This is a genomic window from Streptomyces sp. NRRL F-5650, assembly GCF_000721365.1.
GTDB classification, from domain to species: Bacteria; Actinomycetota; Actinomycetes; order Streptomycetales; family Streptomycetaceae; genus Streptomyces; species Streptomyces ardesiacus.
Genome location: NZ_JOGV01000001.1, coordinates 502,390 through 514,526 on the forward strand (window position 1 = coordinate 502,390; position 12,137 = coordinate 514,526).

Genomic DNA, 12,137 nt, shown 5'->3' on the forward strand with positions numbered 1-12,137 from the left:
GGATCCCGCCCGCGCACACGCATACTGAGGTCCATGCCACGGGTCCTGATCATCGAAGACGACCGCGCCGTCCGGGACGGCCTGCTGCTGGCCCTGCGCCGGCAGGGGCACGAAGTCGCCGCCGCCGCGACGGGCGAGGACGGCCTGCAGCAGCTCCGGTCGTTCCGGCCCGAGGCCGTGGTCCTCGACCTGATGCTGCCGGGCATGTCCGGCCTGGAGGTGTGCCGTCGCATCCGCGCCCACGACCAGCTCCCGATCATCATGGCCACCGCCCGCGGCGACGACACCGACATCGTGGTCGGGCTGGAGTCCGGTGCCGACGACTACGTGGTCAAGCCGGTCCGCGCCCGCGTCCTGGACGCACGCATACGCGCCGTGCTGCGCCGCGTCGGCAGCGCGTCCGACGCCCCGGGCACGCCGCGCACCGAGCACCACGGGGACCTGGTCATCGACCGGGCCGGACTGACCGTCACCCACCAGGGACGGCCGGTCGCCCTCGGCCCCTCCGAACTGCGGCTGCTGCTCACGCTGTCCGCCTCCGCCGGGCAGGTGTTCAGCCGCCAGCAGCTCCTGGAGGCCGTGTGGGAGCACAACTACCACGGGGACGCGCGGCTCGTGGACGCCTGCGTCAAGCGGCTGCGGTCCAAGATCGGGGAAGTGCCGGGCAGTCCGCGCTACGTCCACACCGTGCGCGGATTCGGCTACCGGTTCGGCCCCCGGTGAGGGTGCCGCGGGTCCTGCGCGCACTGGTGGGGCTGCGCCTCAGGCTCGTGGTGGCGTTCACCCTCGTCGCCGTCGTGGCCACGGTGACCACCGGAGCGCTGACCTTCCGCGAGGCCCGGACCGGGGTCCTGCAGCAGAGCCAGGACACGGTGATCGAGGACTTCCGGCACCGCGTCAACACCCTGGTCCCCAACTACCGGTTCCCGCCCGATCCGGCCGACCTCCAGTCGTTCGCCGACGACGTGTCCAGGGGCGGACGGTCCCAGCCGTGGCGGGTGCTGGCCGCCTACCGGGAGGCCAGCGCGACCTCCGTCCCCGACGACCGGTTCGCCGAACTGTCCTCGGCGATGCGCGAGTCCGTGCGCTCCCGCCGGGCCACCGTGTTCCAGCGCGTGTCGCACGACGGCCGCGCCTCGCTGGTGGTCGGCATGCCCGTCACCTTCGCCGGCCAGTACAGCACCGAGCAGGGCGCCTCCGGACTGGAGGTCTACCTCACCGTGCCCCAGCAGGAGGAGCAGGGCTACGTCGACGCGCTGGTCAGCGCCATCGAACGCGCCACCGTGCCGGCGCTGGTCCTGGCCGTCCTGATCGCGCTCCTCGCCGCCCGCGGCGTCCTGCGGCCGGTGCGGGCGCTGCGCCGGGCGACCCGCAGCATCGCCGAGGGCCGCTTGGACACCCGGCTCGCGGTGCAGGGGTCCGACGAACTCGCCGATCTCTCCCGCACGTTCAACGAGACCGCCGCGGCGCTGGAGGGCTCGGTGGCGGAACTGCGGCGCATGGAGGCCGGTGCCCGGCGCTTCGCCGCGGACGTCTCCCACGAACTGCGCACTCCGCTGGCCGCGATGTCGGCGGTCACGGACGTGCTGGACGAGGACGCGGCCGGCCTGGACGAGGACACCGCGACGGCCGTACGCCTCATCAGCACCGAGACCACCAAGCTGGCCGCTCTCGTGGACGACCTCATGGAGATCTCCCGGTTCGACGCGGGCGCGGCCGCCCTCCACCTGGACGAGATCGACCTCGCCGAGTCCCTGCGCCGCACCCTCGCCTCCCGCGGCTGGCAGGACACCGTGGAGACCGCGCTGCCGGGACCGGGGGAACTGCGCGGCCGGGTCGACCCGCGCCGCCTCGACGTGATCGTGGCGAACCTCGTCGCCAACGCCCTGAGACACGGCGCGCCCCCGGTCGTCCTGGAGCTGAGTGCCCAGGACGACCCGGTCGCGGGGCGGCAGGCCGTCGTCACGGTCCGCGACGGCGGGGACGGCATCCCCGAGGACGTCCTGCCCCACGTCTTCGACCGCTTCTACAAGTCGGCCGACGCCCGCGCCCGCAGCGAGGGCAGCGGCCTCGGGCTGGCCATCGCCACGGAGAACGTACGCCTGCACGACGGCACGGTGCGCGCCGCCAACCGTCCCGAGGGCGGTGCCGTCTTCACGGTCGTCCTGCCCCTGGCACCGGACGACACGGCGGAGCGGACCGCACACCAGGACCCGAACCCGTCGACGGAGGCCCGGACATGAACCCCTCGGCGCGCCCACGGACCGCCCCCGCCCCGGCCCCGCGCAGGCGCCCGCTCGACGGCCGTCCCGGCCGAAGCGCCCGGCGTGCGCTGCCCGTTGTCCTCGCGGCGCTGCTCCCGCTCGCCGCCTGCGGCATCCCCGAGACCGGTGTGGTCGAGGCGGGCGAACCCGCCACCGGCGTTCTGCCACCGGGTGTCACGGCGGTGCCGTCGGAGACCGCACCCGAGGCGGTGCCCCTGGTCAAGGTGCCGCTCTACTTCGTCGAGGACGGCGCCCTGACGGCGGTGTCCCGCACCGTGGCGGGCCCCGGCGACCTCGGCAGCACCGTCCTCATGCTGTTCGAGGGGCCGGACGCCCGGGAACGGGGACGGGGACTGACGACCGAGCTGCCGGAAGCCGCCGTGGCCCCCACCATCCGCACCGACGGCCCGGCGGTCACCGTCCAACTGCCGCGGACCGCCGGGGGCCTGAGCGACACGGCCGTCGACCAACTGGCCTGCACGGTCGCCGTCGCCCGGCTGCGGCAGGACCCGGCGCTGGGAAGCGCGCAGGTCACCGTCGAGCAGCCCGGCGGCCGACTGGCCGGCCGCTCCAGCGACGACTGCCCGTCCGGCGCTGCCCGTCCGACCACCGCCCCCGCCGAGACCGCCCCGGCCGCGGACCCCGAAACCGGCCCGGGCACCGGCGGCAGCGTCGGCGGAAACGGGCCAACCGGCGGCTGAAGCAAGGCGGTTGACGGCTCACAGGCAACCCGGGAGTACTCCTGCCCCTCCTCCCACCAGGGGCGCCCGCACGGGCCGGCCCCCGAACCATGGCACGACCGAGCCATGACTGAGGTGTTGAGGAGCCGATTCTTGATACGTGCTCGAACCACATGGGCCGCCGCGACAGCCGTACTGACCCTCGTCGGTATCGCCCCCGCCGCGGCCCACGCCGACCCGCGTCCGCCCGGCAGCAGCAGCACCGCACCGGTACGGACGGCCCCGACGGACACCGCCGACCTGCCGCCCGGCTGGCGGATCACCGGCACCGGTGGGGCCGCCGCCCTGGAGTGGCGCTCCCCGCGCCCCGTCCCGCCCGGCGACGCACGGGTGGAGTTCCACACCGACGGCAGGCGCCTCGGCGTACCGGAGCCGGACGACGACGGCAAGACCTTCCGCCTGCCCCTCAAGGACGTTCCGGCGGCCGCGCTGGAGAGCCCGTCCGGCCTCCAGGTCCGCGCCGCCGGCCGCCGCCTGGACGGGGACCCGGGCGCCGCCGCCCGCGAACGCCGCTCAACCGCGGCGCCCCCGGCCAAGCTGCCGCCCCTGCTCCCCGCCGGCGCCGTGGACCCGGGCCGTCCCGGCCGGTTCGCCACCACCACCGGCGAGTACACGCTGGACCCCGTCGAACTGCCCGGGCTGCCCGCGCCGGTCGAGATGCGCGGCGTGGTCGTCGCGCCCAAGGGGGCGACCGGCAAACGCCCCCTCGCGCTCTTCCTGCACGGCCGCCACGCCACCTGCTACGTCCCCGGCCAGGACGAGGAGTCCGTCACCATCGACTGGCCCTGCGCGGACGGCGCCCGGCCCATCCCCAGCCACCGCGGCTACCTCCAGGACCAGAAGCTGCTGGCCTCCCAGGGCTACGTGACCGTCTCGATCTCCGCCAACGGCGTCAACGGCCAGGACGCCGTGGTCGAGGACGGCGGCGCCCAGGCCCGCTCGTCGCTGGTGCGCGCGCACCTGGCCCGCTGGGCCGACTGGGCGGCGGGCACCTCCGCCGCCCCGGCCGCCGTTGGCCGCGGCCCGAGGGCCGACCTGTCCCGCGTCCTGCTCGTCGGCCACTCCCGCGGCGGCGAAGGCGTCGCCCGGGCCGCCATGGACAGCCTCTACCCGCCGCCGGCGAGCCAGGACGCCCGGCCCGGCCGGGCCCGCTGGACCATCCGCGGCACCGTACTCGTCGGCCCCACCGCCTTCGGCCAGAACCCCGTGCCCGACGTGCCGTCCCTGACCGTCCTGCCGGGCTGCGACGGAGACGTCTCCGACCTCCAGGGCCAGCTCTACGTCGACGGCACGCGCGGCGTGAGCCGGGGCCGGGCACTGCACAGCGCGGTCCACATCACGGGCGCCAACCACAACTACTTCAACAGCGAGTGGACGCCCGGCCTCGCCGAGGCCCCCGCCTCCGACGACTTCTGGGAGGACCCCGAGTCCCCCGACCCGGTCTGCTCCGCCGACAGCCCCACCCGGCTCACCGCCGCGCAGCAGCACCGGGCCGGCGCCACCTACGTCGCCGCGGCCGCCAGGCTGTTCGTCGCCGGTGACGACCGCGTGCGCGAACTGATCGACGGCACCGGACGCCGCGCCCCCTCGGCCGACCCGGCCCGGGTGCTCACCCACGCGGTCGGCGCCGGCCGCGGCGCCGGGTTCCTGCCGGACGACGGCGTGCGGGTGACCGGCGGACGCCTGTGCTCCGCGGTCGACCCCGACCCGGCCGTCGCCTGCCTCGACGAGGAGACGCAGGGCGCCTCACCGCACTTCGCGTACTGGTGGCCGGAGCGCGAAACGGGCCGCAGCGCGGTCGCCCTCGCATGGACCGCCCCCGGCACCGCGACCCGCGTCCGGCCCGGTACCCCCCTCTCCCTGAAGGGTGCCGACAGCCTCGCCCTGCGCGTCATCGTGCCGCCCGGCAGCACCGGCACCCGGCTCGACGTGTCCCTCACCGACGCCGCGGGCCGGCGCGTCACCCTCGGGAGCGTCCGCGCCGACGGCCTGCCGGGCAGCGAGCGCACCGCGTCCTACTGGGCCCAGGAACTGCGCGTACCGCTCACCGCCGCCGGCCGGGCCGGACTGGACCTGCGCCGCGTCACCGCGCTGGAACTGACGCCGCGTTCCCACGCGGGCCGGGCCTGGCTGATGGACGCCCACGCCTGGCACCCCGGCACCCCCCGGGTGCGACCGGCCCCCCTCGCGCGTGTCGACGTCGGCCGTACCACCGTCGAGGAGGGTGACTCCGGCATGCGCACCTACCACGTGCCGGTGCGGGTCTCCGGCAAGGGCACCGGCACGGTCCGGATGTACGTCATGGAACCGGACGGGACGGCGGCCGAGGAGCGCCTGGTCACCGTGCGCTCCGGGCGCCCCTTCACCGACGTGACCGTGAAGGTGACCGGCAACAAGCGGTACGGCGGCGACGTGTACCACGACCTGTGGGTCAAGGCCGTGCACGGCTCGGTCGTGGGCTCCTACGCCGGCGGGGTGACGGTCGAGGAGGACGACCCGATGCCGGAGATCAGCGTGACGCCGGTGGCCGACGAGGTCACCGAGGGGCAGCCGCTGCGCTGGCGGGTCTCGCTCTCCGAACCCGCCGACATGGACCTGGGCACGCTGCTGGTCGCGGTTCCCGACGACTCCCGTCCCGAGCTGTCCACCAAGGACGTCGACCACGACTGGCTGCTGGAGACGGTGGGCGAGGTCCCCGACGGTGAGGTCCCGCTCTCCCGGCTGGACTGGTTCGCGCTCTGGGCCTCCGTGCCGGCCGGTGAGACCGACACCGAGGTGACGGTGCCCACCGTCGGCGACGAGATCGCCGAGCCCACCGAGTACATCGGCTTCCAGGGCACCGACGAGTGGGGCAGGCCGCAGGGCCCGCCGCTGACCGGCGCCGTGCTCGACGCCTCGTAACCGGCGCGCCGACACCCCGGCCCCGCGCGGGTGCGGAAGCGGCACCGTCCGTCCGCACCCGCGCGCCGGGTGGCCCATCCGCCGGACACCCGTCGCCGGCCCCGGCCGCGTCGTACGTCTGGGCCCATGGCCCCTGGGTACCCTCCGCCGCATGGCGGTGGACAGCAGGACCGAGCCGCCGCGCCGGACACCGGCTCGGCAGCGGACGAACCGCACGCTGGGGCGGGCTCTGGTGCGGTGGGCGACCACGACCGATCACAAGGTGATCGGCCATCTCTACTTGGCGACGTCATTCGGCTTCTTCGTCTTCGGCGGCGTCCTCGCCATGCTGATGCGCGCGGAACTCGCCCGCCCGGGGCTGCAGTTGTTCAGCAACGAGCAGTACAACCAGCTCTTCACCATGCACGGCGCCATCATGCTGCTGCTGTTCGCGACCCCGCTGTTCGCCGGCTTCACCAACGCCGTGATGCCGTTGCAGATCGGCGCCCCGGACCTCGCGCTGCCCCGGCTCAACGCGCTCTCGTACTGGCTGTACCTGTTCGGCGGACTGACGGTGGCGGCGGGGTTCCTGACCCCCGGCGGAGCGGCCTCGTTCGGCTGGTTCGCCTACGCGCCCCTGAACAGCGCCGTCTTCAGCCCCGGTCCGGGCGGCGACCTGTGGATCATGGGCCTGGTGCTGAGCGGCGTGTCGACCACCCTCAGTGCCGTCAACTTCATCACCACCATCCTGTGCCTGCGCGCCCCCGGCATGACCATGTTCCGGATGCCGATCTTCACCTGGAACGTGCTGTTCACCTCGATCCTGGTCCTGCCCGCCTTCCCCGTCCTCACCGCCGCGCTGCTGATGCTCGAGGCCGACCGGAAGTTCGGCGCGCACGTCTTCGACGCCGCCAACGGCGGGGCCCTGCTGTGGCAGCACCTGTTCTGGTTCTTCGGGCATCCCGAGGTGTACATCATCGCGCTGCCGTTCTTCGGCATCGTCACCGAGATCATCCCGGTCTTCAGCCGCAAGCCGATCTTCGGCTACGTCAGCCTGATCGGCGCGACGATCGCCATCACCATGCTCTCCGCGGTGGTGTGGGCCCACCACATGTTCGCCACGGGCGCCGTGCTGCTCCCCTTCTTCTCCGTCATGTCGTTCCTCATCGCCGTACCGACCGGAGTGAAGTTCTTCAACTGGACCGGCACGATGCTGCGCGGCTCGCTGTCCTTCGAGACGCCCATGCTGTGGTCGTGCGGCTTCCTGGTGACCTTCCTGCTCGGCGGCCTGAGCGGGGTCCTGATCGCCTCCCCGCCGCTGGACTTCCACCTGACGGACTCGTACTTCATCGTCGCCCACCTGCACTACGTGGTCTTCGGCACGGTCGTCTTCGCGATGTTCGCCGGTTTCTACTTCTGGTGGCCGAAGCTGACCGGCAAGATGCTCGACGAACGCATCGGCAGGATCCACTTCTGGACGCTCTTCATCGGCTTCCAGACCACCTTCCTCGTCCAGCACTGGCTCGGCGAGCAGGGCATGCCGCGCCGCTACGCCGACTACCTGGCCGCGGACGGATTCACCACGCTGAACACCGTCAGCTCCCTCGGCGCCTTCCTGCTCGGCCTGTCCACCCTGCCGTTCCTCTACAACGTGTGGCACACCCACCACTACGGCAGGAAGGTCGAGCAGGACGACCCCTGGGGCTACGGCCGTTCCCTCGAATGGGCCACCAGCTGTCCGCCGCCGCGCCACAACTTCACCTCGCTGCCGCGCATCCGGTCCGAGTCCCCGGCCTTCGACCTCCACCACCCCGACGTCACCCGACACGATCAGAGGCATGTGCAGTGAGGACCGAATCCCGTCTGTTCTCCGGTGTCGCGGTCTTCTTCGGCGGCGAGGCCGCCCTCTACGGCTGGTGGTCGCGCGAGCCCGCCGGCACCGCCGCGCTCGTCCTCGCCTTCCTGATGGCCTCGCTCATCGGGTTCTTCCTCCGGGTGCAATACCACAAGCGCGGCCTGCGCGCGCAGGACCGCAGCGAGGGCGAGGTCGTCGACACGGCGGGTCCGCTCGACTTCTTCCCGCCGCACAGCCCCTGGCCGGTCACCATCGCGTTCGCCGCCGTGGTGCTCGCCTTCGGCATCGTCTTCGGCCTGTGGCTGGCACTGATCGGCTTCGGCCTGCTCGGCATGGGCATCTGCGGCCTGGTCCTCCAGTACGCCGACCGGGGCGTTCAGCGCTCCGGCTCGCCCGAGTAGGCATCCCGCTCCGGGGGCCCCGCCCCCGGCGCCGCTTCGAGTGCCGACTGCGGGCCCCGCTCCGGCTCGCCCTCCTCGACGTCGACCCGGTCGTCGTAGTACCACGCGCTGAGCGTGGCCCGCAGCCGTCCCACGTGCGGGGCGTCGCCCCCCTTCGGTGACGGAGCCAGCGGCTCGGGCTCCCGGCGGGAACGCAGTACGTGACGCTCCTCGGGATCGAGCGGCCCGTTGCTCTCGGCGTAGCCGCCGGCGAGGGTCTGGTGCACGTCGCCCGTCTCCTCGCCCTCCGCCAGACGCTCGCGGTCGCGTTCCTGCAGCGCCAGGCAGACCCGCTTGGCCACGACGAGGGCGAGCAGCGGCGCCACCACGAGGGAGACCCGGAAGATCCAGGTCAGCACGTTCAGCGAGATGTGGAACGTGTGGGCCAGGATGTCGTTGCCGCCGGCCAGGAGCAGTACCCCGTAGAAGACGATCGCGGCGACGCCGAGCCCGGTCCGCACGGGCTTGTCCCGGGGTCGGTCGCACAGATGGTGCTCCTCGTGGTCGCCGGTCACCCACCGCTCGAAGAACGGGTACGCGTACAGCACCGTGAACAGGGCGCCCGGCAGCAGCACCGCGGGCACCAGGACGTTCCACATGACGGTGTGGCCCGCCACGGCCGTCTCGAAGGGGGGCATCAGCCGCAGCGAGCCCTCCAGGAAACCGACGTACCAGTCCGGCTGCGAACCCGAGGAGATGATGTCCGGGCGGTAGGGGCCGTACGTCCAGATCGGGTTGATCTGCGCCACCGCCGCGAGCACCGTCAGCACACCGAAGACCGTGAAGAACAGGCCCGTCGAGTTCGCCATGAAGTTCGGGAACAGCGGCTTGCCCACCACGTTCCGGTTGGTGCGCCCGCGCCCCGCCCACTGGGTGTGCTTGAGGTAGAACACCAGGATCAGGTGGACCGTGACCAGCGCCAGCAGCAGCCCGGGCAGCAGCAGGATGTGCAACGAGTACAGTCGCGGGACGATGTCGTGGCCGGGATACTGGCCGCCGAACACGAACATGGTGAGATACGTCCCCACCACCGGGACGGACTGCAGGACCCCCTGCGCGATGCGCAGCCCCGTGCCGGAGAGCAGGTCGTCGGGGAGGGAGTAGCCGGCGAAGCCCTCGACGAGGGCCAGCAGGAACAGCGTGACACCGATCAGCCAGTTGACCTCGCGCGGCCGGCGGAAGGCCCCGGTGAAGAAGATCCGCAGCAGGTGCACACCGATGGCGGACACGAACACCAGCGCCGCCCAGTGGTGCGTCTGCCGGATCAGCAGCCCGCCGCGCACGTCGAAACTGATGTCCACCGTCGAGCGGTAGGCCTCCGACATGCTCACCCCGACCAGGGGTTCGTACGAGCCGTCGTAGAGGACCTCCGTCATCGAGGGCTTGAAGAAGAGCGTCAGCCAGACCCCGGTCAGCAGCAGGACGACGAAGCTGTACAGGGCGATCTCACCCAGCAGGAACGACCAGTGCTCGGGGAAGGCCTTGCGCAGCAGCCCCCCGCCCCCGGAGACGGGAAGCCGCCCGTCGGCCCAGTTGACGGTGTGTTCGGCCGTGTGGCGGGCCCGCGCACCGGCGCGGGCCCTTTTCCTCTGCAGCAGCACGGCGCATGGGTTCCCCGGGCGCCGTACCGGAAACTACGCACCGGTCGGGGCCGGTCACCCTCCGGTCACGGGGTCAGCCCGGGCCGCCGCCGCCGAAGGAGCCGCTGTGGCCCTCCTCCCAGCGCGGCCGTTGCTGGTCGGAGGCGGTACGGCTGCCCTGGTGCCGCAGCTCGTGCGGCAGCGTGCGGTCGTCGCGCTGCGGCATCTCGTTCGGCTCCCGGCGCTCCCGCTCCTCGTGGACGGGCCCGCTGTCCGGCAGCCGGGGCTGCTCGTCGGCCGTCGGCGGGGGCGGCTCCCGGCGCTTTTGCCGGCTGCCGAAGGCGAACGCTCCGATCAGTACGCCCACCACCACGACGGCCGCGATGATCAGCCAGACGGGGAAGCCGCCGGATCCGCCCGCTGCCAGGTCCCTCCATGCGTTGGTCATGGCGCGCGGGTACCCCGGGGCCGCGCCGCCAACCTGCTCACCCCGGCCGCGACGCCCGCGTCCGCGACCGGTTGGCCTTCCTGATCGCCGCGAGCAGGTCCGCCTTCGACATCTTCGACCGGCCCTCGACGCCCAGGCGCCGGGCGACGCCGTACAGGTGCTCCTTCGAGGCCTGCTCGTCGACGCCCTCGCCACTGCGCCCGCCCTGTCCGCGGGGCCGTCCGGACCGGGGGTCGGAGGGACCCTTGCGGCCGCCCTCCTTGCGTTCCCAGTGGTCGCCGACCTTCTCGAACTTGTGCTTGAGCGCCCCGTACGCCACCCGGTGAGCCCGCTCGCCCTCGCCGTACTCCTCGACGGCCGAGTCATGGGCCTTGATCCAGGTGCGCCGGGCCTCCTGCGGGGAGCGCTCCAGGGTCGACGGCAGTTCCTGTCGTCCCGGCATGTCCAGTGCACCTCCGTGCGTCCTCGCCGGCGTGGTCCCCGGCGGTCGCGGGGACGGTCCACGGGTGCCCTGCCGAGCGTCCCGGAAAACGGCCCGGAACCCTTGCCGGGACCCCGCCGCGCGGTTTGGCACAGCCGCCGGCGGCAACCCGCGCGGTGTGACATCGACGACGACTTCCCAGCAGGAACTGTTCCGCTTCCTCGAGGACCGTTTCGCGTGCGCACAGGCGTGCGCCGAGTGCGCCCGGGCCTGTGCCCTGCGGGCGAGCCTCGTGGACCCGGACGGGACCGAGAACCAGGAACTCGTGCGGCGCAAGGGCATCATGTGCGCGGAGGTCTGCGACGCGACCTGCCGGGTGCTGTCCGAACAGAACCAGGTCGACGAGGCCGCCATCCGCGCCCAACTGGAGTGGTGCCGCCAGGTGTGCCTGGAGAGCGCCCACGTCTTCGACGGCCACCCGGGCGCCGAGGAGAGCGCGAAGTCCTGCCGCGACTGCGCCCGCGCCTGCGGCGAGTTCCTGACCACCCTGCGCTGAACCCTGGGAGCGGGTCCCGCGCCGCGTTAGCCTGCCCCCATGGCGGCGACGCGGACCGGCGGCGATCCGGGGCTCTTCGGACCGGACTCCGTGACCTGGCAGGCGCACGGCGACCCGATGATGTGGGTGGCCGGCATCCGCGCCCTGTATCTCCAGGCACTGCACCCGCGCGCCGTGCGCGGTGTGATGCAGAACAGCGACTTCCGGCGCGACGCCTGGGGCCGGCTGATGCGCACCGCGGGCTTCGTGGGCACCACGACGTACGGCACCACCGAGGCCGCCGAGCGGGCCGGTGCCCGGGTACGGAAGATCCACCGCATGCTCGGCGCCACCGACCCCGGCACGGGTGAGCGCTACGCCCTCGACGAGCCCGCGCTGCTGCTGTGGGTGCACTGCGCCGAGATCGGTTCCTACCTGCACGTCCTGCGCCGCTCCGGGTTCCCCCTCACCGACGCCCACGCCGACCGGTATCTCGCCGAGCACCGGCACAGCGCCCGCCTGGTCGGCCTCGACCCCGGCTCCGTACCCGCCGACCGCGCCGAACTGGCCGCCTACTTCGCACGGGTACGGCCCGAACTGGCCGCCGGAGCGGACGCCCGCGAGGTCGACGCCTTCCTCAGAAGCCCGCCGACGCACCCCCTCCTGGTCCCGGCCCGCGCACTGCTGTGGCGGCGGGTCGCCCGGCTCGCCTACGACTCGCTCCCGCCGTACGCGCACGAGCTCTACGGCCGCCCCGCGCCCCCGCCCGCCACCGTCACCCGCCGGCTGCGCGCCACCGGCACCGTGCTGCGCGCGATCCCCGCACGGGTGCGCTGGCAGGTGCCGCCCCGGCACATCCTGCGTGCCATGGCGCGGCTCGGCCCGGACGCGCGTCCGGCGCCATACAGAATCGGACGACAAGCGGCCATACTGGACCCGCCAGGGGAGGACGCGGCGGACTGAACCACGGGGGC

At 73.3% G+C, this 12,137-nt stretch carries 11 protein-coding genes; 8 read left to right on the forward strand and 3 right to left on the reverse strand.

Features of this window, described 5'->3' with window-relative positions; all coding sequences use genetic code 11:
- Positions 1–33: 33 nt before the first annotated feature.
- The 6 genes from IG88_RS0102325 (at position 34) to IG88_RS0102350 (ending at position 8,140) form a co-directional block, all read left to right on the forward strand.
- The gene (locus tag IG88_RS0102325; RefSeq protein ID WP_031034329.1) at positions 34–723 is read left to right on the forward strand and encodes a response regulator transcription factor; all 690 of its coding nucleotides are present in this window, start codon (positions 34–36) and stop codon (positions 721–723) included.
- Positions 720–2,243, forward strand: coding sequence for a sensor histidine kinase (locus tag IG88_RS0102330; RefSeq protein WP_031034331.1), 1,524 nt, complete (start codon positions 720–722; stop codon positions 2,241–2,243). Before IG88_RS0102325 ends, IG88_RS0102330 begins: the two co-directional genes overlap by 4 nt.
- Positions 2,240–2,965 (forward strand): hypothetical protein, encoded by a 726-nt coding sequence (locus IG88_RS38260; protein ID WP_107452005.1) that lies wholly within the window; start codon positions 2,240–2,242, stop codon positions 2,963–2,965. The genes IG88_RS0102330 and IG88_RS38260 overlap by 4 nt, the downstream gene beginning before the upstream one ends.
- Positions 2,966–3,097: 132 nt before the next feature.
- Positions 3,098–5,905, forward strand: coding sequence for a hypothetical protein (locus tag IG88_RS0102340; protein WP_031034335.1), 2,808 nt, complete (start codon positions 3,098–3,100; stop codon positions 5,903–5,905).
- A gap of 151 nt (positions 5,906–6,056) precedes the next feature.
- Positions 6,057–7,733, forward strand: a complete 1,677-nt coding sequence (gene ctaD, locus IG88_RS0102345; protein ID WP_051851725.1) for a cytochrome c oxidase subunit I — start codon at positions 6,057–6,059, stop codon at positions 7,731–7,733.
- On the forward strand, positions 7,730–8,140 hold the full coding sequence (locus IG88_RS0102350; RefSeq protein WP_031034339.1) for a cytochrome c oxidase subunit 4: 411 nt from the start codon (positions 7,730–7,732) through the stop codon (positions 8,138–8,140). Before ctaD ends, IG88_RS0102350 begins: the two co-directional genes overlap by 4 nt.
- On the opposite strand, the gene IG88_RS0102355 is transcribed toward IG88_RS0102350, so the two are convergent.
- The 3 genes from IG88_RS0102355 to IG88_RS0102365 form a co-directional block, all read right to left on the reverse strand.
- A complete protein-coding gene (locus tag IG88_RS0102355) occupies positions 8,116–9,780 on the reverse strand; it encodes a cytochrome b (RefSeq protein ID WP_031034341.1) in 1,665 nt (554 codons plus the stop codon). The genes IG88_RS0102350 and IG88_RS0102355 overlap by 25 nt on opposite strands.
- Positions 9,781–9,853: 73 nt before the next feature.
- Positions 9,854–10,207 carry a DUF6479 family protein gene (locus tag IG88_RS0102360; RefSeq protein ID WP_031034343.1) on the reverse strand — a complete coding sequence of 118 codons (354 nt, stop codon included), beginning with the start codon at positions 10,205–10,207 and terminating at the stop codon, positions 9,854–9,856.
- Between the two features lie 37 nt (positions 10,208–10,244).
- Positions 10,245–10,649, reverse strand: a complete 405-nt coding sequence (locus IG88_RS0102365; RefSeq protein WP_031034344.1) for a ChaB family protein — start codon at positions 10,647–10,649, stop codon at positions 10,245–10,247.
- 157 nt (positions 10,650–10,806) lie between these two features.
- On the opposite strand from IG88_RS0102365, the gene IG88_RS0102370 reads away from it, so the two are divergent.
- Together IG88_RS0102370 and IG88_RS0102375 are read left to right on the forward strand one after the other, a co-directional pair.
- Positions 10,807–11,184 carry a four-helix bundle copper-binding protein gene (locus IG88_RS0102370; protein WP_031034345.1) on the forward strand — a complete coding sequence of 126 codons (378 nt, stop codon included), beginning with the start codon at positions 10,807–10,809 and terminating at the stop codon, positions 11,182–11,184.
- Positions 11,185–11,223: 39 nt separating this feature from the next.
- Entirely contained in the window at positions 11,224–12,126 is a 903-nt protein-coding gene (locus IG88_RS0102375) for an oxygenase MpaB family protein (RefSeq protein ID WP_031034352.1), read from the forward strand.
- Positions 12,127–12,137: the final 11 nt, after the last annotated feature.

What these genes read in the sequence shown, in the direction of transcription:
- IG88_RS0102325 (WP_031034329.1), top strand. Translation starts at nt 34, where the DNA reads ATGCCACGGGTCCTGATCATCGAAGACGACCGCGCCGTCCGGGACGGC.
- IG88_RS38260 (WP_107452005.1), top strand. Translation starts at nt 2,240, where the DNA reads ATGAACCCCTCGGCGCGCCCACGGACCGCCCCCGCCCCGGCCCCGCGC.
- ctaD (WP_051851725.1), top strand. Translation starts at nt 6,057, where the DNA reads ATGGCGGTGGACAGCAGGACCGAGCCGCCGCGCCGGACACCGGCTCGG.
- IG88_RS0102360 (WP_031034343.1), bottom strand. Translation starts at nt 10,207, where the DNA reads ATGACCAACGCATGGAGGGACCTGGCAGCGGGCGGATCCGGCGGCTTC.
- IG88_RS0102365 (WP_031034344.1), bottom strand. Translation starts at nt 10,649, where the DNA reads ATGCCGGGACGACAGGAACTGCCGTCGACCCTGGAGCGCTCCCCGCAG.
- IG88_RS0102375 (WP_031034352.1), top strand. Translation starts at nt 11,224, where the DNA reads ATGGCGGCGACGCGGACCGGCGGCGATCCGGGGCTCTTCGGACCGGAC.